At 73.5% G+C, this 21,528-nt stretch carries 19 protein-coding genes and 1 pseudogene; 16 read left to right on the plus strand and 4 right to left on the minus strand.

Annotation, left to right across the window (positions count from 1 at the left end; translation table 11 throughout):
- Positions 1-131: 131 nt before the first annotated feature.
- The 5 genes from zapE to HTZ82_RS17275 all read left to right on the plus strand — a co-directional run bounded on the left by zapE (position 132) and on the right by HTZ82_RS17275 (position 4,857).
- Positions 132-1,205 carry a cell division protein ZapE gene (zapE, locus tag HTZ82_RS17255; protein WP_175410286.1) on the plus strand — a complete coding sequence of 358 codons (1,074 nt, stop codon included), beginning with the start codon at positions 132-134 and terminating at the stop codon, positions 1,203-1,205.
- Positions 1,206-1,301: 96 nt separating this feature from the next.
- Entirely contained in the window at positions 1,302-1,733 is a 432-nt protein-coding gene (locus HTZ82_RS17260) for an OsmC family protein (RefSeq protein ID WP_175410287.1), read from the plus strand.
- Between the two features lie 271 nt (positions 1,734-2,004).
- Entirely contained in the window at positions 2,005-3,399 is a 1,395-nt protein-coding gene (locus HTZ82_RS17265; RefSeq protein WP_175410288.1) for an alkaline phosphatase PhoX, read from the plus strand.
- Positions 3,400-3,498: 99 nt separating this feature from the next.
- Positions 3,499-4,347, plus strand: coding sequence for a polysaccharide deacetylase family protein (locus HTZ82_RS17270; RefSeq protein ID WP_375540829.1), 849 nt, complete (start codon positions 3,499-3,501; stop codon positions 4,345-4,347).
- Positions 4,348-4,383: 36 nt separating this feature from the next.
- On the plus strand, positions 4,384-4,857 hold the full coding sequence (locus HTZ82_RS17275; RefSeq protein ID WP_175410290.1) for a hypothetical protein: 474 nt from the start codon (positions 4,384-4,386) through the stop codon (positions 4,855-4,857).
- Between the two features lie 4 nt (positions 4,858-4,861).
- Here HTZ82_RS17275 and HTZ82_RS17280 read toward each other — a convergent pair whose 3' ends face one another.
- Positions 4,862-5,536, minus strand: a complete 675-nt coding sequence (locus HTZ82_RS17280; RefSeq protein WP_175410291.1) for an AIM24 family protein — start codon at positions 5,534-5,536, stop codon at positions 4,862-4,864.
- Between the two features lie 103 nt (positions 5,537-5,639).
- Here HTZ82_RS17280 and HTZ82_RS17285 point away from each other — a divergent pair, with 103 nt between their 5' ends.
- The 4 genes and pseudogenes from HTZ82_RS17285 to HTZ82_RS33080 form a co-directional block, all read left to right on the plus strand.
- A complete protein-coding gene (locus HTZ82_RS17285) occupies positions 5,640-6,383 on the plus strand; it encodes a peptidyl-tRNA hydrolase (RefSeq protein ID WP_309235527.1) in 744 nt (247 codons plus the stop codon).
- Between the two features lie 68 nt (positions 6,384-6,451).
- Positions 6,452-7,216, plus strand: coding sequence for a DUF4142 domain-containing protein (locus tag HTZ82_RS17290; RefSeq protein ID WP_175410314.1), 765 nt, complete (start codon positions 6,452-6,454; stop codon positions 7,214-7,216).
- Positions 7,217-7,337: 121 nt separating this feature from the next.
- Positions 7,338-8,636 carry a DUF692 domain-containing protein gene (locus tag HTZ82_RS17295; protein WP_175410293.1) on the plus strand — a complete coding sequence of 433 codons (1,299 nt, stop codon included), beginning with the start codon at positions 7,338-7,340 and terminating at the stop codon, positions 8,634-8,636.
- A gap of 27 nt (positions 8,637-8,663) precedes the next feature.
- A pseudogene (locus HTZ82_RS33080) lies at positions 8,664-8,865 on the plus strand (hypothetical protein); the annotation flags it as partial.
- Here HTZ82_RS33080 and hemQ read toward each other — a convergent pair.
- Both hemQ and hemG read right to left on the minus strand, forming a co-directional pair.
- The gene (gene hemQ, locus HTZ82_RS17300) at positions 8,814-9,527 is read right to left on the minus strand and encodes a hydrogen peroxide-dependent heme synthase (RefSeq protein WP_175410294.1); all 714 of its coding nucleotides are present in this window, start codon (positions 9,525-9,527) and stop codon (positions 8,814-8,816) included. The pseudogene HTZ82_RS33080 and the gene hemQ sit on opposite strands and share 52 nt — an antisense overlap.
- Positions 9,528-9,537: 10 nt before the next feature.
- Positions 9,538-10,977, minus strand: a complete 1,440-nt coding sequence (gene hemG / locus HTZ82_RS17305) for a protoporphyrinogen oxidase (RefSeq protein ID WP_175410295.1) — start codon at positions 10,975-10,977, stop codon at positions 9,538-9,540.
- 129 nt (positions 10,978-11,106) lie between these two features.
- Between hemG and HTZ82_RS17310 the strand changes: the two genes are divergently transcribed.
- Together HTZ82_RS17310 and HTZ82_RS17315 are read left to right on the plus strand one after the other, a co-directional pair.
- Positions 11,107-12,204, plus strand: coding sequence for a DUF4349 domain-containing protein (locus HTZ82_RS17310; RefSeq protein ID WP_175410296.1), 1,098 nt, complete (start codon positions 11,107-11,109; stop codon positions 12,202-12,204).
- Positions 12,205-12,232: 28 nt separating this feature from the next.
- Positions 12,233-13,624 carry an FAD-dependent oxidoreductase gene (locus tag HTZ82_RS17315; RefSeq protein ID WP_175410297.1) on the plus strand — a complete coding sequence of 464 codons (1,392 nt, stop codon included), beginning with the start codon at positions 12,233-12,235 and terminating at the stop codon, positions 13,622-13,624.
- Between the two features lie 49 nt (positions 13,625-13,673).
- On the opposite strand, the gene hemE is transcribed toward HTZ82_RS17315, so the two are convergent.
- Positions 13,674-14,738, minus strand: coding sequence for a uroporphyrinogen decarboxylase (gene hemE, locus HTZ82_RS17320; RefSeq protein WP_175410298.1), 1,065 nt, complete (start codon positions 14,736-14,738; stop codon positions 13,674-13,676).
- A gap of 162 nt (positions 14,739-14,900) precedes the next feature.
- Between hemE and HTZ82_RS17325 the strand changes: the two genes are divergently transcribed.
- The 5 genes from HTZ82_RS17325 to HTZ82_RS17345 all read left to right on the plus strand — a co-directional run bounded on the left by HTZ82_RS17325 (position 14,901) and on the right by HTZ82_RS17345 (position 21,521).
- Positions 14,901-15,572, plus strand: a complete 672-nt coding sequence (locus HTZ82_RS17325) for a DUF3000 domain-containing protein (protein WP_175410299.1) — start codon at positions 14,901-14,903, stop codon at positions 15,570-15,572.
- Between the two features lie 258 nt (positions 15,573-15,830).
- Positions 15,831-16,493, plus strand: a complete 663-nt coding sequence (locus HTZ82_RS17330) for a response regulator transcription factor (RefSeq protein ID WP_023590528.1) — start codon at positions 15,831-15,833, stop codon at positions 16,491-16,493.
- A 78-nt stretch (positions 16,494-16,571) separates the two neighbouring features.
- Positions 16,572-17,882 (plus strand): ribonuclease D, encoded by a 1,311-nt coding sequence (locus tag HTZ82_RS17335; RefSeq protein ID WP_175410300.1) that lies wholly within the window; start codon positions 16,572-16,574, stop codon positions 17,880-17,882.
- A gap of 262 nt (positions 17,883-18,144) precedes the next feature.
- Entirely contained in the window at positions 18,145-19,395 is a 1,251-nt protein-coding gene (locus HTZ82_RS17340; RefSeq protein ID WP_175410301.1) for an acetyl-CoA C-acyltransferase, read from the plus strand.
- The gene (locus HTZ82_RS17345) at positions 19,392-21,521 is read left to right on the plus strand and encodes a 3-hydroxyacyl-CoA dehydrogenase NAD-binding domain-containing protein (RefSeq protein WP_175410302.1); all 2,130 of its coding nucleotides are present in this window, start codon (positions 19,392-19,394) and stop codon (positions 21,519-21,521) included. Before HTZ82_RS17340 ends, HTZ82_RS17345 begins: the two co-directional genes overlap by 4 nt.
- Positions 21,522-21,528 lie beyond the last annotated feature (7 nt).

Below are 21,528 nucleotides of genomic sequence, written 5' to 3' on the forward strand. Positions count from 1 at the left end.
GCGGCGGGTGCGGCGGGTGCGGGGGCCCCTTCTCCCGTGGGCGGGACGGCGGGAACGGGCGGTGTCTGGTCGGTCACAGGGAACAGGCGTCGCATGTCGTGCAGTCTGGCACGGCCCTTACAGTGGGGAGCGTGTCGACGAGTGCCCTGACCGAAGCGGTCCCGCAGTCCCTGTGCGCGCGTGAGCCGCACGTCCCCGCCGACCGTCTGGTCGCCGAGATGGTGCCCCCGCCGCGCTTCGACGCGGTGCGCTTCGACACGTACATCCCGGACCCGGACCGGCCCAGCCAGTCCGAGGCCGTCAAGGTGCTGGCCGCCTTCGCCGACGGGCTCGGCGGGGCGCACGCGAGCGGCGCCGGGAAGCGCCGCTGGTTCGCCCGAAAGCCGGCCGCGCCCACGGGGCCGCGCGGCGTGTACCTGGACGGCGGGTACGGCGTCGGCAAGACGCACCTGCTGGCGTCGCTGTGGCACGCCACTCCCGCGGAGCCCGCGCTGAAGGCGTTCGGGACGTTCGTGGAGCTGACCAACCTGGTCGGCGCGCTCGGCTTCCAGCAGACCGTGCAGACGCTGAGCGGGCACCGGCTGCTGTGCATCGACGAGTTCGAGCTCGACGACCCGGGCGACACGGTGCTGGTGTCGACGCTGCTGGGCAAGCTGGTCGACGCGGGCGTCGCCCTGGCGGCCACGTCCAACACGCTGCCGGGCAAGCTCGGCGAGGGACGGTTCGCCGCGGCCGACTTCCTGCGCGAGATCCAGGGCCTGTCGGCGCGCTTCCGGCCGCTGCGCATCGACGGCGAGGACTACCGGCACCGCGGGCTGCCCGAGGCCCCGGCGCCGTACTCCGACGAGCAGGTGACGAAGGCGGCGTACGCGAAGCCCGGCGCCTCCCTCGACGACTTCCCGCACCTGCTGGAGCACCTGGCCCGGGTCCACCCGAGCCGGTACGGGGCGCTGACCGAGGACGTGACGGCGGTGTGCCTCACCGATGTGACGGCCGTGCCCGACCAGTCGACGGCGCTGCGGCTCGTCGTCCTCGCGGACCGGCTGTACGACCGCGAGATACCCGTGCTGGCCTCGGGGCTGCCGTTCGACCGGCTGTTCAGCGAGGAGATGCTGAAGGGCGGGTACCGGAAGAAGTACTTCCGGGCGATCTCGCGGCTCACCGCGCTGGCGCGGGACGCGAAAGGTCTGGTCGCCGCCGCGTAGCCGGGGCGGGGCCGTCCCGTTGCAGTAGGTTGGGGTGCCGTAACCGTCCGAGGTCGTACAGCGTCCGAGGCCGACACCGTCCGAAGGGATCCCGGCATGGCCACCACGCGCCACGCGCACACCGTCTGGGAAGGCAATCTGACCGAGGGCACGGGCACCGTGACCCTCGACTCGTCCGGCATCGGCTCCTACCCGGTCTCCTGGCCGGCGCGCGCCGAGGAGCCGAACGGTATGACGAGCCCGGAGGAGCTCATCGCGGCCGCGCACTCCAGCTGCTTCTCGATGGCCCTCTCCGGCGCCCTCACCCGGGGCGGCAACCCGCCGGCCCGGCTCACCACCAAGGCCGACGTCACGTTCCAGCCCGGCACCGGCATCACGGGCATCCACCTCACGGTGGAGGGCGAGGTCCCGGGCATGGACGAGGCGTCCTTCACCAAGGCGGCCGAGGACGCCAAGGTGAACTGCCCGGTGAGCCAGGCGCTCACGGGTACGACGATCACGCTGACGGCCTCGCTCACGGCATCCTGACCGCACCGCCGCCACCGCGCCGCACCCTCGCCGCACCGTCCTCCGGCCGCCGCCCCGCAGTAAAGGGGCGGCGGCCGGCGGCGTTGTACGGGGCTGTACGGGGCTTCCGGATGTGACCCGGTGCCCGTGCCGATGCCGAGGTCGGCCGCTGCCAGCCGATCTGACGTCACTTCAGTCGCGTGGTTCACGGGAGACCACACAGCGTGGTACACACGTGCGGATCCGTCACGTCACATCACATCTCTGTCCGCCAGCAGGGAGTTGAGTTGCCATGTCTGCGACACGACGTCACATCCTCACCGGTGCAGGTGCCTCGCTCGCCGGTATCGCTTTCAGCGGCGCGTTCTCGGAGCTCTTCGCCGGATCGGCCGCCGCCTCCGACGCCTCAGCCTCCGCCTCCGCCTCCGGTCACACCGGCCACGCCGGTTACGGCCCCCTCGTCCCCGATCCGGACGGCCTCCTCGACCTGCCGCGCGGCTTCCGCTACCGCGTCCTGTCCCGGGAGGGCGAGCCGCTCCGCTCGGGCGAGGGCCCGGTGCCGGCCCGCCCCGACGGCATGGCCGCCCTCGCGGGCTGGCACGGCCGCGTCCACCTGGTCCGCAACCACGAGAACAAGCCCACGACCACACCCGGCGTCCCGGCCGTCGCCGGCCTCACCTACGACCCCGCGGCCCGGGGCGGCTGCACGGCCCTCACGCTCGACGCCCGGAACGACGTCCTGGACGAGCGCGTCGCCCTCGCCGGCACCGCGGTCAACTGCTCCGGCGGCCCCACGCCCTGGAACAGCTGGCTGACCTGCGAGGAGTCCGAGGCACGTGCGGGCGAGGGCGGCTACACCAAGGACCACGGCTTCGTCTTCGAGGTCGACCCGGCCCGCCCGCACCGCACCGGAGCCGTACCGCTCACGGCCATGGGCCGCTTCCAGCACGAGGCCGTCGCCGTCGACCCGCGCACGGGTGCCGTGTACGAGACGGAGGACGCATTCGACCGACCGTTCGGGCTCTTCTACCGCTTCCTGCCGAACCGCCCGCTGGGCGGCACCGGTTCGCTGGCCGCGGGCGGCACGCTCCAGGCCATGCGCGTACCGGACGTGCCCGATCTGTCCGCCGTCCAGGAGCCGGGCCTGTGCTTCGAGGGCGTCGAGTGGGTGCCGGTGCCGGACAGCCAGGCCCGCCGCACACCGATACGCCTCCAGGACTTCGGCCCGCGCGGTGTCACCCACGCGCAGAAACTGGAGGGCTGCTACTGGGGCGGCCGCTCCGTCTACTTCGTCTCCAGCTTCGCCCGCGCGGCGGAGGGCTCGGCCGCCGACCACTACGGCCAGGTCTGGCGGTACGAGCCGCACCGGGGCCGGCTCACGCTGGTCATCGTGTTCGGCCCGAGCACGGACGTGCAACTGCCCGGCGAGTCGCCCGACAACATCTGCCTGGCACCCGGCGGCGGGCTGATGGTGTGCGAGGACGGCGGCGGCGCCCAGCACGTGTACGGGCTGACGCGGCGCGGCGAGGTGTACGCGATGGCCCGCAACGCCCAGAACACCGGCACGCCGGGCGACCCGGAGTGGGGCGAGTTCGCAGGCGTCACGTTCTCGCCCGACGGCCGGACGATGTACGTGAACTGCTACGCGCCGGGCACGACGTTCGCGGTCACGGGCCCCTGGCGCTGAGTCCGCCCTTCGGCCCCACGCCGGGCGTGTAGCGGCAGCGACACGACACTGATCGGATACTTTCCGATAGTGACATTTTCTGCACGACCCTTGTGGGCGTTGACGGTTCTGGGGGCCGTTCTGGTGGGCTGCGGCACTACCACCGGCACGGCCCCCGCTCCGGCGCCCGCCACCCCCTCCGCACCGGCGTCACCCGCGCCCGCGCCCACGGCCGCGCCCACACGTGGCCGCCCCGCCGCCGTCCCGACGATGGCGGCGGGCCCCGCGGGCCTGACGCCCGTCTTCGAACGCGGCCCCGCGGGCGGCGGCGCCGGCGACAAGGTGGTGGCGCTCACGTTCGACGCCGACATGACGGCCGATCAGGGCCCGCGCGCGGCGCGCGGCGAACGGTTCGACAACCCCGAGCTCATCGCCACGCTGCGCCGCCTGAAGGTCGACGCGACGGTGTTCATGACCGGCCGCTGGGCCGAGGAGTACCCGGACCAGGCACGGTCGATCGGCACCGACCCGCGCTTCGAGATCGCCAACCACTCGTACAGCCACCACGCCTTCAAGAGCCCCTGCTACGGCCTGCCGACGCTGCCCCGCGAGGACATGGCGGCGGATGTCCGCCGCGCCTTCGCCGCGTTCCGTACCGCGGGCGCCCGCAACGTCGTGCCGTACTTCCGCTTCCCCGGCGGCTGCTACGACGACACCGCGCTCCACGCGCTGGCGCCGACGAAGGTGACGGCCGTGCAGTGGGACGTGGTGAGCGGCGACGCGTTCGCGAAGGACCCGGACGCGGTGGCCGAGCAGGTGCTGGCCGGTGTGAAGCCCGGCTCCCTGGTGGTGATGCACTGCACGCGCAGCGCCGCCCCGGTCACGGAGCAGGCGGTCCGCCGGATCGTGCCGGAACTGCGGAAGCGCGGCTACCGCTTCGTGAAGGTCTCGGAGCTGATGGGCGGCTGACCGGCCGGACCGTGACACGGCTTAGGCTCGTCCCCCATGAGCCGAGATCACGACGAGCCGGTCTTCGTCCGGCGGGGCGGGAAGTACGTCTACAACCACCGGAATCCCGTCGCCCGGGTCCTGATGGTGGTGTCGCTGCTGCTGGTGGGCTGGCTCGTGTACGACATGTACGACGACGGCCGCTGGAGCGACGGCGAGCTGCGCGACGCGGTGCACACGGCGGCCCGCTCCATGGAGGCCGAGCCCCGGCGGGAGAGCTACCTCTCCACGTTCGGCTACGACAGCCTGATCAAGGACGAGATCTACGCCGGCGGAGAAGGCCCGGAGCACAGCGTCCAGGTCACGGACGCCGGTGGCGGCACCGGCACCCGGTTCGAGGTCACGACGCCCGACACGGACACCGCCTACTGCGTCTCGGTCTCGCCGCCCCGGCCCGAAGGCCCCCGCGACCTGACGGCGCCCGACGCCGAGGTGCAGCTCTCGGTCGCGGTCGCCGAGGGCGCCTGCTGACGGCTCAGCCCTGTGCCGCCTGCGCGGTCTGCTCGCTCGGCCGGACGACCACGAAGCCGTCGCCCTGGAGCATCAGCTGGACGGCCTCGCCCGAACCGCCCCTGATCATCGAGCCGAACGACTGCGACCGATGCAGGGATGTCGCCAGATGGGCGCTCCAGCCGACGACCGCGTCCGTGTCGACGTACACCGGCTGGTGCTGACTGACGGGGATCACGACCGGTGAGCCGTCACAGACCAGGGCGAGCTTGCCGTTGCCCGTGAAGACGCTGTTGAACAGGCCGCCGCCGACCATGCCGGCGCCCTTCACGGTCCTGATCTCGTACGAGAGCGTGGCGTCGAAGCACAGGACGTTGCGGCCGTTGACGGTGAGGGCGTCCCCCGGCTCCAGCTCGACGACGAAGCAGTTCTGCGCCTCGTGCGCGAACCAGGCCTCACCCTGTCCGCGCACGGCCATCAGCGGCAGGCCCTCGCCGGTGACCGCCCGCTTGAGCATGCCTCCTATGCCCTGGCCCCTGCGCTCGAACTGGAGGTTGCCGCGGAAGGCGATCATCGAGCCCTGGCGGGCGTGCATCTCACCGTTCACCGCGTACTTGACGCACTTGGAGTTCTGCAGGGTCATCCCGGGCGCCGTCGCCTGCCGCGCCAGGTTCTCGGACGCGAAAAGATCGCTCTTCATGACGGCATCGTCGCCCGGAACACCCCGCTCCGCCAAGGACGCGGCCCCGCGTGGAGCGGCGGCCGCCCGGAAAGCGCCGCCGCGCGGCTGGCAGACTGGCCGTGTGACCAGCGAGACCACCGACCGCACGCCCGGCAAGCCAGACACGGCCGACACCGCCGACACCGCCGGCTCCCCCGACCCTCGCGACAGCGCCCCGCAGTTCGTCCTGCCGCTCGTCGTACGGATCGAGAAGAGCGCCCCGCCCGCCCGTACCGACGCGCTGGAGACCGCGGCACGCGCCGTCCTGGTGATGCTCTCCGACGAGCGGTCCACCGGCGACGGCCCGTGGGCGCGGGCCGTACGGGACTGGGAGGACGCCCGGATCCGCAAGGTCGTACGGCGGGCCAGGGGCGCCGAGTGGCGGCGCGCCGAGCGGCTGCCGGGCATCACGGTCACGGGCGACACGGCCGAGGTGCGGGTCTTCCCGCCGGTCCCGCTGGACGGCTGGCCCAAGGACCTGGCCAGGCTCCAGGTGTCGGGCACGGAGCTGGACGACCCGGTGGCCCCGCCGCCCGCCGGGCCAGGCCAGGCGCGGCTCTGGCTCAACCCGGAGCTGCGCATGTCGGCCGGCAAGGAGATGGCCCAGGTCGGCCATGGCGCGCAGCTCCTGTGGTGGGCGCTCGACGACGCCGACCGGGCGGCGTGGCGCGCGGCCGGGTTCCCCCTGGCCGTACGGACGGCCCCGCCCGGCCGCTGGCCCGAACTGACCGCGAGCGGCCGCCTGGTGGTCAGGGACGCGGGGTTCACGGAGATCGCTCCGGGGTCCTGCACGGTCGTAGCGGACTTTCCCGTTCGAGCCGTCTGAACGTTCCGGCGCCCGTTTACGTATCTCCCAGCACCGCCACGCAAGTCGGAAGCTCGGGAGGTACCTTGCTGCGGCGTATCAACGGCACGGCATTGATCATCGCGGCGCTGGTCGCCACGGTCGGGGCGCTGGCGTTCCCCGTCTGGTCGTACGCCGACCGCTCCGGCACTGGTCAGGCCAATCTCAACGCGTCGACCGTGGCCACGCAGTGGGGTCCGCTGTCGGCGACCGACCGGGACTTCCTGGTGAAGGTGCGGCTCGCCGGGCTGTGGGAGCTGCCGGCCGGGCAGCAGGCCATCGAGCGGGCCCCGACGCAGGCCATCCGGGACGCGGGCGACCATCTGGTGGTCGGGCACACCGACCTGGACCAGCGGGCGCGGGACGTGGCGGCGAAGCTGGGCGTGGAGCTGCCGAACCAGCCGACGGAGGAGCAGCAGGGCTGGCTGCGGGAGCTGTCGGCGGCGCAGGGCGCCGAGTACGAGCGGAAGTTCGCGAACCTCCTGCGGAACGCGCACGGCAAGGTGTTCGGGCTGATCGCCCAGGTCCGGCACACCACGCGCAACACGCTGATCCGGCAGCTCGCGAGCGACGCCAACCAGACGGTCCTCGACCACATCACGATGCTGGAAGGGACCGGGATGGTCGACTTCGACGCCATCGCCAACGAGGCGGCGGGCCGCTCGACGGCCAGCCCGTCCGGTCCCCCGGCCCCCAACGGCAACCTGCCGCCCGCCCCGACCCCGGCCGTGCCGACGGGCCCGGGCGGCGGCTTCACGTCCCTGCCGTCGACGCAGCCGGGCCCGCCGACCGCGATCAACACGAACCGGCCGTGACCGTGCACGGGCCCGTCTCCGCGTTCGAAGCTCAAATAAACCTCTGAATCCCGGCCCCCGCGGATTCAGAGGCCCGTGACGGGGCCATGACCTCTCCGACCGCACGGCGAAGGAGGGGGACATGAGCGCTTCGGGTCTGGGCGTCGGCATCGGCTGGCGCCCGGAGATCGCGGACGCCGTGGCGCGGCTGCCCGGCGTGGACTGGGTGGAGGTCGTCGCGGAGAACGTCTGCGCCGGCCACGTGCCCGACGCGCTGCGGCGGCTGCGGGAGCGCGGCGTCACCGTCGTGCCGCACGGTGTGTCGCTGGGCCTGGGCGGCGCCGACCGCCCGGACGAGGACCGGCTGGCCCGCCTGGCCGCCACGGCGACCGCCCTGGACGCCCCGCTGGTGACCGAGCACATCGCGTTCGTACGGGCGGGGGGCGCCCGCACCGCGTCCCCGGCCCTGGAGGCGGGCCATCTGCTGCCGGTGCCGCGCACGCGCGAGGCGCTGGACGTGCTGTGCGCGAACGTGCGGATCGCGCAGGACGCCCTGCCCGTGCCGCTGGCCCTGGAGAACATCGCGGCGCTGTTCGCGTGGCCGGACGACGAGCTGAGCGAGGGGCGGTTCCTGACGGAGCTGGTGGAGCGTACGGGCGTACGGCTCCTCGTGGACGTGGCGAACCTCCACACGAACGGCGTGAACCGGGGCGACGACCCGTCGAAGGCGCTCGCGGAACTCCCGCTGGAGGCCCTGGCGTACGTCCATGTCGCGGGCGGCGTCGAACAGGACGGCGTCTGGCACGACACGCACGCGCACCCCGTGCCCCCGCCCGTCCTGGACCTGCTGGCCGAGCTGGCGTCCCGTGCGGCTCCGCCGGGCGTGCTCCTGGAGCGGGACGACGCGTTCCCGCCCGAGGAGGAACTCGCGGCCGAACTGGCGGCGATCCGTACGACGGTGGGCGCGACAGGGCCACTGGCGGGCGCCGCCCCCGGCGCGGCGGCGCCGGCCGGTGCCGTGGACGTACCGGACGCGGCGCGCGGCCGGCTGGGCATCGCGCAGGCCGCGCTGCTGTCGGCGCTGGTCGCGGGGACGCCCGTACCGGAGGGGTTCGACCGGGCGCGGCTGCGGGTGCAGAGCCGGGCGCTGGCCCGCAAGCGGGCGGGGGTCGTGGCGAAGCTGGCGCCCGAGCTGCCGCGGATGCTGGGGGACGCCGCGTACCGGGACGCGTTCGTTGCCTACGCGGAGCGCTGCCCGCTGCCGGGCGGCTACCGGCGGGACGCGCTGGCGTTCGCGCGGTTCCTGCTCGACGCGGGGCGCCCCGATGACGCGCGGACGCGGCGGCGGTTGTACCTGTGGTGGGCGGAGCGCTCGGGCCCCCGCCCGCCGGGCCGCGCCGCCCGGCTGGTGCACGCGGCCCGCGCCGCGCTCGTACGGTGACGCCGGTGCGGTGACGCACGTACGGTGACGCCGGTGCGGCGCGCAGGACTGCGCGCCGCACCCGGAGCCGGACCCGGTGTCGCTGGAGCGACGGGCGGTTCGCGCCCGCCGTCTGATCTTCCGGGTCGAGGGGCGACGGCCCGGTCGTGCCGGTCCGCCGCCAAGTCGGCCGCCCGCTCAGGCCAGGCCGGCCACCAGGTCCGCGACGGACTTCCGGCGGCCGGTGTAGAACGGCACCTCCTCGCGGACGTGCATCCGCGCCTCGCTGCCGCGCAGATGGCGCATCAGGTCCACGATCCGGTACAGCTCGTCCGCCTCGAACGCGAGGAGCCACTCGTAGTCGCCGAGCGAGAACGACGCGACCGTGTTGGCGCGCACGTCCGGGAAGCCGCGGGCCATCTTGCCGTGGTCGGCGAGCATGCGCCGCCGGTCCTCGTCGGGGAGCAGGTACCAGTCGTACGAGCGCACGAACGGGTACACGCTCACGTAGTCGCGCGGCGTCTCGTCGGCGAGGAACGCCGGGATGTGCGACTTGTTGAACTCGGCGGGGCGGTGCAGCGCCATGTTCGACCACACGGGGACGAGCGCCCGCCCGAGCCGCGTGCGGCGGAACAGGTTGTACGCCTCCTGGAGCTGGTCCGAGGTCTCGGCGTGCCACCAGATCATGATGTCCGCGTCGGCCCGCAGCCCCGACAGGTCGTACGTGCCGCGGACGGTGACGTCCTTGGCGGCGAGCTGGTCGAACAGCTCCTGGACCTCGTCGGCGTAGCCGCTCCGGTCCTCGGGCAGGACGTCGCGCAGCTTGAAGACGGACCACAGGGTGTAGCGGATGACCTCGTTGAGGTCCTTCGCCTTCTTACCGGCGTTCGGGATCTTTTCGGGCGCACTCATACGGCTATTCTCACTCGTCGCTCTCGGTGCTCCGCGCCAGGGTCGGCGTGGCGAGGATCTCGTCGATCTCGTCCGCCGCGCGCCGCGCGTCCGCGACGACCGCGGGGATGCCGACCCCGTCGTACGCGGCGCCGCACACCCGCAGCGCGGGCAGCTTGCCGACGGCGTCACGGATACGGGCGACGCGCGCCGGGTGGCCCACCGGGTACTGCGGCAGGCCGCCGATCCAGCGGGTGACCTCGCTCGCGACGGGCTTCGCCGCGAGCCCGACGGCCTCGCCCAGGTCGCGCAGGGACGCGGCGACGAGGTCGGCGTCGTCCCACGTGAGGTGCTCCTCGTCGCCGTACCGGCCGATCGACGTGCGCAGCACGAACAGGTCGTCGGCGCCGTCCGCGACCCACTGCCACTTCTGGCTGGAGAACGTGGCCGCCTTGATCGTGCGGCCGTCGACCGGCGGCACGAGGAAGCCGGAGCCCGCGGGCAGCGTCCCGGCGATGTCGGCGCGCCGGAAGGCGAGCGTGACCAGGGCCATCGACGCGTACTCGATCGCGGCCAGCTCGGCGGACGCGGCGGGCGACTCGGCGGCGAGCAGCGCGGACGCGGACCAGGCGGGCGTCGCGAGGATCACGGCGCCGGCGTGCAGCACCTCGCGGTCGGTACGGATCTCCCAGCCGTCGGGGCGGCGCGTGAGGCCGTGGACGGGGGTCTCCGTACGGATCTCGCCGCCCTGCGCGGTGATCGCGTCGGCGACGGCGAGCGGGAGCCGCCCGACGCCGCCGTCGACGCCCATGAACACCGGCCCGGCGGGGGCCTGGGCCGCGGCGCTCTGGAGCGCGTGCACGGCCTCGCTCAGCGTGCCGTGCGCGCGGACGGCGTCGAACAGCTTGGGTACGGCGGCCCGCATCGAGATCCGGTACGCGTCGCCCGCGTACACACCGCCGAGCAGCGGTTCCACGAGCCGGTCGACGATCTCGCGGCCCATGCGCTCCGCCACGTACGCGCCGATGGCGACGTCGTCGACCGGCTCGGCGGGCGGCAGCTCGCGGTCACGGCCTACCGCGCGGAGCCCCTCGGCGGACAGCAGGTCGCCGAGGCCCCGCGCGTCGCCTGGCACGCCCATGACGTGGCCCTTGGGCATCGGGCGCAGGGCACCGCGGGTCCAGACGGCCGCGGTGGCGGTGGCCGGCGTGCGGAGGCGGTCGCCGAGGCCGACGGCGCGGGCGAGGTCGACGCCCTCGGGGCGGCGGGCGAGCACCGACTCGGCGCCGAGGTCGACGGGCGCGCCGGCGATCTCCCCGGCGTGCAGCTTGCCGCCGACGCGGCCGGTGGCCTCCAGGAGGGTCACGGCGCGGCCGGCCCGCAGTACGCGGTGGGCGGCCGCGAGACCGGCGATGCCGCCGCCGATGACGACGACGCGTCCGTGGGACGCGCCCACGTGGTCCACGTTCATGCGTCCACTGTCTCAAACCCCGTTACGAGTCCTGAACGTGACCCTTTCGGGACCGTGGACCCGAAACCGGCGCCCCCGTCCCGTACGTCGAACCGGCATCACCCATTACGGAGTCCTGGGGGGACATCCATGGCAACCCATTCCCGGTCCCGGCACGCGCTCGCTGCCGCCCTGCTCGCGGCATCGCTGGCCCTGGCGGGATGCGGCAGCGGCTCGGACAGCGGGGCGGCGGCGAAGGCCGACAGGGCACCGCAGGCGGCCAGCGGGCAGGGCCCGGACTCGGGGTACGCGCAGGACGGTTCGGCCGCCAGGGAGGAGGGGGCAGGGGCCGGGGCCGGAGCCGCGGCTCCGGGCGCGAAGAAGCCGGCCGCGCCCCGGCAGCACATCATCCGCACGGCCGAGCTGTCGGTCGAGGTGGAGGACGCCGACAAGGCGCTGGCCCGGGTCCGTGACGTGGCCGCCGCCGCGGGCGGCCACATCGCGGGCGAGTCGACGGAGCGCCACGGCAGGAAGGGCGCGATGACCTCCGAGGTCGTGCTGCGCGTCCCGCAGGACGCGTACGAGTCGGTGCTGAAGTCCCTGACCGGCACCGGGAAGCTGCTGTCCCGGAAGGCGGACGCCAAGGACGTCACCGACCAGGTGGTGGACGTGGAGAGCCGCATCGCCACCCAGCGGGCCAGCGTCGACCGGGTGCGGAAGCTGATGGACCAGGCGACGCGGCTGGACGACGTGGTGACGCTGGAGCGGGAGCTGAGCTCCCGTCAGGCGGACCTGGAGTCCCTGCTGGCGCAGCAGGCGTCGTTGAAGGACCGTACGTCGCTGGCGACGATCACCCTGCGTGTGACGGAGCCGGGCGCGCCGGTCGAGCCGGAGAAGGACGAGGACCCGGGCGTGCTCGACGCGCTGAGCGGCGGGTGGAACGCGCTGGTGACGTCGCTGACGTGGTTCGTGGTCGTGCTGGCGGCCCTCGCCCCGTGGCTGGCGGTGCTGGCGCTGCTGTACGTGGTGTGGCGGCGGGTGATCCGGCCGTGGCGCGTGCGGCGCCTTGAGGCGCAGTTCCGGCCTCCGGTGGTGGCCCGCGCGACGGCCCCGGCCGCGGCGTCCCCGGCGGGGACACCGGCCGCCTCCGTCCCGCCCCAGCCGCAGGCGCAGGCGCAGGCGCAGGCACAGCCGGAGGAGACCGCCGCCGGGCCCGACGCCGCCGAGCCGGGCGGACAGCGGGACTGAACGCCCCGCTCCCCGTAGCGTGTTCCGCATGGGACACGCGGGTGGTGGCCGGGAGCGCCTTGTGGTCGTCGGCGGCGACGCGGCGGGGATGTCCGCCGCGTCGCAGGCCCGGCGGTTGAAGGGCCCGGACGAGCTGGAGATCGTCGCGTTCGAGCGCGGGCACTTCACGTCGTACTCGGCGTGCGGCATCCCGTACTGGGTCGGCGGTGACGTCACCGACCGGGACCGGCTCATCGCGCGGACCCCGGAGGAGCACCGGGCGCGGGACATCGACGTACGGCTGCGTACCGAGGTGACCGAGCTGGACCTCGACGCGCGGCGGGTCCGCACCCGGGACGTGGACTCGGGCGCCACGGCGTGGACCGGGTACGACCGGCTGGTCCTGGCGACCGGGGCCCGCCCGGTGCGGCCGCCCCTGCCGGGCATCGACGCCCGGGGCGTCCACGGGGTGCAGACCCTCGACGACGGGCAGGCCCTGCTGGACGCCCTGTCCGGGCAGGCCGGGCGGCGCGCGGTCGTCGTGGGCGCCGGGTACATCGGCGTGGAGATGGCCGAGGCGCTGCTGAACCGCGGGTACGAGGTGACCGTCCTGGACCGGGGCGAGCAGCCGATGTCGACGCTGGACCCGGACATGGGCCGGCTGGTGCGCGACGCCATGGAGGGCCTGGGCATCCGCGTGGTGAGCGGCGCGGCGGTCACCGCGGTCCTCACCGCCCCGGACGGCCGGGCGCGGGCGGTGGCGGCCGGGGGCGCCGAGTACCCGGCCGACGTGGTGGTGCTGGGCATCGGCGTCGCGCCCGAGACGTCCCTGGCGCGGGCGGCCGGGCTGCCGCTCGGGTCGTCGGGCGGGCTGCTCACCGATCTGTCGATGCGGGTGCGCGGCCGCGAGGACCTGTGGGCGGGCGGCGACTGCGTCGAGGTTCTGGACCTGGTGTCCGGCCGCGAGCGGCACATCCCGCTCGGCACGCACGCGAACAAGCAGGGCCAGGTCATCGGGGCGAACGTGGCCGGCGGCTACGGCACGTTCCCCGGGGTGGTGGGTACGGCGGTCAGCAAGGTGTGCTCGCTGGAGATCGCCCGCACCGGCCTGCGGGAGCGCGACGCCCGGGCGGTCGGGCTGCGGTTCGTGACGGTGACGGTCGAGTCGACGAGCCGCGCCGGCTACTACCCGGGCGCGGCGCCGATGACGGTGAAGCTGCTCGCCGAACTCCGTACGGGCCGGCTGCTCGGCGCGCAGATCGTCGGTCGCGAGGGCGCGGCGAAGCGGGTGGACATCGCGGCGGTCGCGCTGACCGCCGGGATGACGGTGGAGCAGATCGTCACCCTGGACCTCGGCTACGCCCCGCCCTTCTCCCCGGTCTGGGATCCGGTCCAGGTGGCGGCCCGCAAGGCGGTGGCGGCGGTACGGGCCGCGGGCTGAGCGCCGGAGCGGGGGTTCGGGGGCGGAGCCCCCGGTCCGGAGCGGCGGGCTAGCGGGCGGTCCGGGTGTGGACGTACTCGACCAGGCGCGTCAGGGCGTCCGGGTTCGTCGTGGGGAGCACGCCGTGGCCCAGGTTGAAGATGTGGCCCTCCAGGCCGGAGGCGGCGCGCAGGACCTCGTCGGTCTGGGCCTCCACGGCCTCGCGCGGGGCGAACAGGACGGCGGGGTCGAGGTTGCCCTGGAGCGCCTTGCCGGGGCCGACGCGGCGGGCGGCCTCGTCGAGGGGGACGCGCCAGTCGACGCCGACCACGTCCGCTCCGGCCTCGCCCATGAGCCCGAGCAGCTCGCCCGTACCGACGCCGAAGTGGATGCGCGGCACGCCGTACGAGGCGACCGCGTCGAAGACCTTCGCGGACGCGGGCATGACGGAGCGGCGGTAGTCGGCGGGGGCGAGGGCGCCGACCCAGGAGTCGAAGAGCTGCACGGCGGAGGCGCCGGCCTCGATCTGGACCTTGAGGAACGCGGCGGTGATGTCCGCGAGCCGGTCGAGCAGGTCGGCCCACAGCTCGGGGTCGCCGTACATGAGGGCCTTGGTGTTCTCGTGGTTGCGGGACGGGCCGCCCTCGACGAGGTAGCTCGCGAGGGTGAAGGGGGCGCCCGCGAAACCGATGAGCGGGGTCGTGCCGAGCTCGCCGGTGAGCATGCCGATGGCCTCGGTGACGTACGCGACGTCGTCCGGGGTGAGGTCGCGCAGCCGCCGCAGGTCCTCGCGGCGGCGGATCGGCTCGGCGACGACGGGGCCGACGCCCGGCTTGATGTCGAGGTCGACACCGATCGCCTTGAGCGGGACGACGATGTCGCTGAAGTAGATCGCCGCGTCGACCTTGTGGCGGCGCACCGGCTGCAGCGTGATCTCGGTGACCAGGTCGGGCCGCATGCAGGACTCCAGCATCGGGATGCCTTCGCGGACCTTCAGGTACTCGGGGAGCGAGCGGCCCGCCTGGCGCATGAACCAGACCGGCGTGTGCGGCACCGGTTCGCGCCGGCACGCCTTGAGGAAGGCGGAGTCGTACGTCTGCGTCGGGTGGCCCGAGGGGCGGGTGCTGTCACTCACGCCGTGAATCTTCGCATGTGCGGCGGAGGGGTACGGGGGTCGGCTCACACACGGCGGCACGGCGCGGGCGCGCTGTGGTGCGCGCTGCGGGTGTGCGCTGCGGCGGCTCCCGTGGGGTGTCCCTCCCTGCGCGCGGCGGTCGTTGCGCCTACTCTTCCCCGCATGGCTGCGGCTCAGGAACAGTTTTCCAACACTTCGGGCGGTAACGAGGGCATGGGCGGCAGGGAGGGCGGTCCCGTGCCGCACGCTTTCCGGCTTGCGGTGGACGCGCTGCGGGCGGCGCGCCCGCGCCCGGAGGTCGAGCTGGAGCCGGCCCGGCCGCCCCAGCGGCTCGCGCCGTACGCGTACGCGGTGGAGGCGGCGGCCGTCGAGGACGGCGACGATCTGGCGGACGGCCGGCTGGTGCTGCTGCACGACCCGGCGGGGCACGAGGCGTGGCAGGGCACGTTCCGGCTGGTGACGCTGGTGCGGGCGGAGCTGGAGCCGGAGATGGCGGCGGACCCGCTGCTGCCGGAGGTGTGCTGGTCGTGGCTGACCGGGGCGCTGGAGGCGCGCGGGCTCTCGTTCGACGCGGCGAGCGGGACGGTCACGCGGGCGGGGTCGTACTACTTCGGGGGGCTCGCGGAGCGCCGTCCGGCGACGCAGATCGAGATCCGCGCGTCGTGGACGCCGCGCGAGGACCGGGGCGGGGTGCCGGACACGGCGGCGCATCTGGCGGCGTGGGGGGATCTGCTGTGCCAGGTGGCGGGGCTTCCGCCGTCGGGGCCCGGGCCGCTCGATCGCGGCGCGGGGGTGGTGTCGCTGCCGCAGCGGCGCGGCCCGCACCATCCGTGACTTCTGCCTCGTCCGTCTCATCTGCCTCAGCGGCACCCGAGCCGGTGTCCGGACACCCCCGGTCGGAGTACACGGGGCAGTTCGCTCGTAGGATGATCGATCACGCGTCCGAATTGCCCCAATTGTTACTCACCAAATCGTGATCTTCCTCTAAAGGCCGACGGGATTGCTGCCGAAGAGGTCTGTGACCCTATCTGCACGGTTCGCCCCGGCTGCTTCCCCGAGCCGGCAGTGTCCCGCACCTTCCCAGGAGGCCTGGTGTCCGTTCTCCTCGAGCAGCCCGCAAGCCTGGTCGCCTACCGCCCGAACAAGCCGACGGCCATGGTCGTCGTGGCCGACCCGCGCGTCCGCTCCACCGTGACCCGCCACCTGTGGGCGCTCGGAGTGCGTGACGTCATCGAGGCGTCGTCCATCGCGGAGGCCCGTCCCCGTATCGGCAACCCGCGCGACATCTGTGTCGCCGACGTCCACCTCCCCGACGGCTCCGGTCTCACGCTGCTGTCCGAGACCCGCGCCGCCGGCTGGCCCAACGGTCTTGCCCTGTCCGCGGCCGACGACATCGGCGCCGTGCGCAACGCGCTCGCGGGCGGCGTCAAGGGCTATGTCGTCACCGGCACCCGTACGAACATCGGGCACCCGACCCGCCCGGGCGCCGCGCCCATCGGCTCCGCCGCCGCACGTCTCCACCGCCGCCCCCCGGGTGCCCCGAGCCACCCGGGCGGCTACCGCGAGCTGTCCGGCCGCGAGGTCGAGGTCCTCCGGCTGGTGGCGGAGGGCCAGTCGAACAAGGCCATCGGCGTCTCGATGGGCCTGTCGGCGCTCACCGTGAAGTCCCACCTCGCCCGGATCGCCCGCAAGCTGGGCACCGGCGACCGGGCCGGCATGGTCGCGGTCGCGCTCCGTACCGGCATCATCCACTGACCGTCCCCCCTCCCGTACGCGCCCGTCGACGGAACGTTCCGTCGACGGGCGCCTTCCGTTCACGGATACCCTTGACAGGTGACCGACGCCCAAGACACCGCAGCAGACACACCACTGCGAACCACCGGGGGCGGCCCTCCGGACGACGGCGTCGCAGCCGACGGGGCCCCGCCCCAGGAGCCGACCCCGGAACCGATCCCCTTGCTGGAGCCCCGCGAGGGCATCCCGCCCGTGGTCGCCGACCCCGAGGCCCTGGCCCGGGTGATCGAGGCCTTCGAGGCCGGCACCGGCCCGGTCGCCGTCGACGCCGAGCGGGCGTCCGGCTACCGCTACGGACAGCGCGCCTACCTGGTCCAGCTGCGCCGTGAGGGCGCGGGCACGGCGCTGGTCGACCCGGTCGGCTGCCCGGACCTGTCCGGCCTCGGCGCGGCGCTCGACGGCACCGAGTGGATCCTTCACGCCGCCACCCAGGACCTGCCGTGCCTCCGCGAGATAGGCATGATCCCCGGCCGGCTGTTCGACACGGAGCTGGCCGGACGGCTCGCGGGCTTCCCGCGGGTCGGCCTCGGCGCCATGGTCGAGTCCGTACTCGGATACGTCCTGGAGAAGGGCCACTCTGCCGTGGACTGGTCCACGCGCCCGCTGCCCGAACCCTGGCTCCGGTACGCCGCGCTGGACGTCGAGCTGCTCGTCGACCTGCGGGACGCACTGGAGAAGGAGCTGGACCGGCAGGGCAAGCTGGAGTGGGCCCACCAGGAGTTCGACGCCATCGCGTCCGCGCCGCCCCCGCCCCCGCGCCAGGACCCCTGGCGCCGTACGTCCGGGATGCACAAGGTGCGGCGACGCCGCCAGATGGCCGTCGTACGGGAGCTGTGGACCGCCCGTGACCGGATCGCGCAGCGGCGTGACGTGTCGCCCGGCAAGGTGCTGAGCGACGCCGCGATCATCGAGGCCGCGCTCGCCCTGCCGCCGAACGCGCAGGTGCTGTCCGGGCTGCCCGGTTTCGGCGCCCGCATGGGGCGCCGCCAGCTGGAGCAGTGGCAGGCGGCCGTCGACCGGGCGAAGGCGCTGCCGGACACGCAGCTGCCGCAGCCCGGCCAGCCCCTGACGGGCCCGCCTCCGCCGCGCGCGTGGGCGGACAAGGACCCGGTGGCGGCGGCCCGGCTGTCGGCGGCCCGCGCGGCGGTGTCGTCGCTCGCCGAGGCGCTGAACCTGCCGCAGGAGAACCTGATCACGCCCGACACGGTCCGCCGCGTCTGCTGGGAGCCCCCGGCGGACCCGACGCCCGAGTCGGTCGGCGCGGCCCTCGCCGGCTACGGCGCACGGCCGTGGCAGATCGAACAGGTCACCCCGGACCTGGTGAAGGCCCTGCGCATCACCACGGCCTGATCCACCCGTGCACCTGAGGGGCGCCCCCGTCCGTACGTGGCCGGGGGCGCCCCTCGGCACGTCAGCGCGTCGTACCGGCCGGCACACGTGCGCCCGCCCTGTCCGGGACGGCCGGCAGCGGGTACGGAGTGTGACGTTCAACGCTCCGGGCGGGGGGACTGTGCAGCCTGGTTACCCGTAAGTAGCATGGGGGGAGCAAGCGCACGCTTAGCCGCGTGCCGCAGCAGTGCAGTGCCATCCCGCACCCTGGAGGAGAGCCATCGTGCCTCGTACCGTCAGGGACGTCGTCTTCGTCGACGGCGTCCGCACCCCGTTCGGCAAGGCGGGCCCGAAGGGCATCTACCACGAGACCCGCGCCGACGATCTCGTCGTGAAGGCCATCCGGGAGCTGCTGCGCCGCAACCCGGCCCTCGACCCGGCGAAGATCGACGAGGTCGCCATCGCCGCGACCACGCAGATCGGCGACCAGGGCCTGACCATCGGCCGGACCGCCGGCATCCTCGCGGGCCTGCCGCAGTCCGTGCCCGGCTACTCCATCGACCGTATGTGCGCGGGCGCGCTGACCGCGGTCACCACGACCGCCGGTTCGATCGCCTTCGGCGCGTACGACGCGGTGATCGCCGGCGGCGTGGAGCACATGGGCCGCCACCCGATGGGCGAGGGCGTCGACCCGAACCCGCGGTTCGTGTCCGAGAAGCTGGTCGACGAGTCGGCCCTGTTCATGGGCATGACGGCGGAGAACCTGCACGACCGCTACCCGCAGATCACCAAGCTGCGCGCCGACGAGTACGCCGTGCGCTCGCAGGAGAAGGCCGCCAAGGCCTACGCCGACGGCAAGATCCAGCAGGACCTGGTGCCGATCTCGGTGCGCCGCACCGCTGCAGTCGATAGCGGCTCCGCCGCGGGGTCGGCCGGTGAGACGGGCTGGGGCCTGGTCACCGCCGACGAGCCGATGCGCCCGGGCACCACGCTGGAGAACCTGGCCGGCCTGAAGACGCCGTTCCGCGTCCACGGCCGCGTCACCGCCGGTAACGCCGCGGGCCTCAACGACGGCGCCACCGCGTCGATCATCGCGTCCGAGGACTTCGCCCGCGAGAACGGCCTGCCGGTCAAGATGCGCCTCGTCTCGTACGCCTTCGCGGGCGTCGAGCCGGAGGTCATGGGCTACGGCCCGATCCCGGCCACCGAGAAGGCCCTCGCCCAGGCGGGCCTGACCATCGGCGACATCGGCCTGTTCGAGATCAACGAGGCGTTCGCCGTCCAGGTCCTCGCCTTCCTCGACCACTACGGCATCGCCGACGACGACGCGCGCGTCAACCAGTACGGCGGCGCGATCGCCTACGGTCACCCGCTGGCCTCCTCCGGTGTCCGTCTGATGACCCAGCTGGCCCGCCAGTTCGAGGAGCAGCCGGAGGTCCGCTACGGCCTCACCACCATGTGCGTCGGCTTCGGCATGGGCGCCACGGTCATCTGGGAGAACCCGAACCACAAGGACGCCGGAGGCAGCAAGTGAGCACCACCGCTGAGCTTTTGAAGGGTGCGGCCGAGCTGTTCCCCGACGAGGTCGTCACGCAGGCGCACGTACGCCACTTCGACCTGCCGTTCGGCGCGGGCAGGTTCGCGCTGATCACGCTGGACAACGGCTTCGACCACACCAAGCCGACCACCTTCGGGCCGCAGTCGCTCGCCAACCTGAACGCGGCGATCGACCAGGTCGAGAAGGAGGCCGCCGAGGGCTCCATCGCCGGTGTCGGCCTCACCGGCAAGCCGTTCATCTTCGCGGTCGGCGCCGACCTCAAGGGCGTCGAGCTGCTGAAGCGCCACGAGGACGCGCTGGCCATCGGCAAGGGCGGCCACGACGTCTTCAAGCGTCTCTCCGCGCTGGCCGTGCCCACCTTCGCGTACTACAACGGCGCGGCGATGGGCGGCGGCGTCGAGGCCGGTCTGCACTGCACCTACCGCACCGTGTCGAAGGCCGTGCCGGCCTTCTCGCTGCCCGAGGTGTTCCTGGGCCTGGTCCCGGGCTGGGGCGGCTGCACGATCCTGCCGAACCTGATCGGCGCCGACCGCGCGGTCTCGGTGATCATCGAGAACTCGCTCAACCAGAACAAGCAGCTCAAGGGCAAGCAGGTCTTCGAGCTCGGTATCGCCGACGCGATCTTCGAGGGCGCGGACTTCCTGGAGCAGTCGCTGCTGTGGACCGCGCAGGTCCTCAAGGGCGACATCACCGTCGAGCGTCCCGAGGTGGACCGCGGTGAGGCGTGGGACGCCGCCGTGGCCCGCGGCCGGTTCATCGCGGACGGCAAGGTGCACGGCGCCGCCCCGGCCGCCTACCGGGCCCTCGACATCATCGAGGCCGCCAAGGACGGCGACCTGCAGAAGGGCTTCGACGCCGAGGACCAGGCCCTCGCGGACCTGATCATGGGTGGCGAGCTGCGCTCCGGCATCTACGCCTTCAACCTGGTGCAGAAGCGCGCCAAGCGCCCCGCCGGTGCCCCGGACAAGAACCTGGCCCGCCCGGTCACCAAGGTCGGTGTCGTCGGCGCCGGTCTGATGGCCTCGCAGCTGGCGCTGCTGTTCCTGCGCCGCCTGGAGGTCCCGGTCGTCCTCACGGACATCGACCAGGAGCGCGTCGACAAGGGTGTGGGCTACGTCCACGCCGAGATCGACAAGCTGCTCGGCAAGGGCCGGATCAACCAGGACAAGGCCAACCGCCTCAAGGCGCTGGTCACCGGTGTCCTGGACAAGGCCGAGGGCTTCGCGGACGCGGACTTCATCATCGAGGCCGTGTTCGAGGAGATGTCGGTCAAGCAGAAGGTGTTCGCGGAGGTCGAGGCCGTCGCCCCGGCGCACGCGATCCTCGCGACCAACACCTCGTCGCTGTCGGTCACCGAGATGGCGTCGAAGCTTCAGCACCCGGAGCGGGTCGTCGGCTTCCACTTCTTCAACCCGGTCGCGATCCTCCCGCTCCTGGAGATCGTCCGCGGCGAGCAGACGGACGACGCGTCCCTCGCCACCGCCTTCGGTGTCGCGAAGAAGCTGAAGAAGACCGCGGTGCTGGTGAAGGACGCCCCGGCGTTCGTCGTCAACCGCATCCTGACGCGCTTCATGGGCGAGATCCAGAACGTCATCGACGAGGGCACCCCGGTCGAGACGGCCGAGAAGGCCGTCGAGCCGCTGGGCCTGCCGATGTCGCCGCTGGTCCTCCTTGAGCTGGTCGGCCCGGCCATCGGTCTGCACGTGTCGGAGACCCTGAACCGCTCCTTCCCGGACCGCTTCAAGGTGTCCCCGAACCTCAAGGCGGTCGTCGAGGCCGGCAAGCGCGGCTTCTACGTCTACGACAGCGGCAAGCCGGAGCTGGACCCGGAGGTCGCCGCGCTGCTGAAGCAGGGCGACACCGTCCTCACCGAGGAGCAGGTCCGCGCCCGCGTCCTGGACGCGGTGGCGCAGGAGATCGGCCTGATGCTGGACGAGGGCGTCGTGGCGGAGGCACAGGACATCGACCTGTGCCTGATCACCGGCGCCGGCTGGCCCTTCCACCTGGGCGGCATCACGCCGTACCTGGACCGCGAGGGCGTGTCGGAGCGCGTGAACGGCAAGCCGTTCCTGCAGCCGGGCGTCGCGAGCGTGCCCGCGTAGCGGCTGC

This window comes from Streptomyces sp. TRM64462 (genome assembly GCF_013362995.1).
Taxonomy (GTDB): Bacteria; Actinomycetota; Actinomycetes; order Streptomycetales; family Streptomycetaceae; genus Streptomyces.

Bases quoted from the DNA above. Each gene is read 5' to 3' on its own strand.
- HTZ82_RS17325 (WP_175410299.1), top strand. From the start codon at position 14,901: ATGGCTGCGGCTCAGGAACAGTTTTCCAACACTTCGGGCGGTAACGAG.
- HTZ82_RS17315 (WP_175410297.1), top strand. From the start codon at position 12,233: ATGGGACACGCGGGTGGTGGCCGGGAGCGCCTTGTGGTCGTCGGCGGC.
- hemQ (WP_175410294.1), bottom strand. From the start codon at position 9,527: ATGAGTGCGCCCGAAAAGATCCCGAACGCCGGTAAGAAGGCGAAGGAC.
- HTZ82_RS17260 (WP_175410287.1), top strand. From the start codon at position 1,302: ATGGCCACCACGCGCCACGCGCACACCGTCTGGGAAGGCAATCTGACC.
- HTZ82_RS17310 (WP_175410296.1), top strand. From the start codon at position 11,107: ATGGCAACCCATTCCCGGTCCCGGCACGCGCTCGCTGCCGCCCTGCTC.
- HTZ82_RS17265 (WP_175410288.1), top strand. From the start codon at position 2,005: ATGTCTGCGACACGACGTCACATCCTCACCGGTGCAGGTGCCTCGCTC.
- HTZ82_RS17295 (WP_175410293.1), top strand. From the start codon at position 7,338: ATGAGCGCTTCGGGTCTGGGCGTCGGCATCGGCTGGCGCCCGGAGATC.
- HTZ82_RS17275 (WP_175410290.1), top strand. From the start codon at position 4,384: ATGAGCCGAGATCACGACGAGCCGGTCTTCGTCCGGCGGGGCGGGAAG.
- hemG (WP_175410295.1), bottom strand. From the start codon at position 10,977: ATGAACGTGGACCACGTGGGCGCGTCCCACGGACGCGTCGTCGTCATC.
- HTZ82_RS17280 (WP_175410291.1), bottom strand. From the start codon at position 5,536: ATGAAGAGCGATCTTTTCGCGTCCGAGAACCTGGCGCGGCAGGCGACG.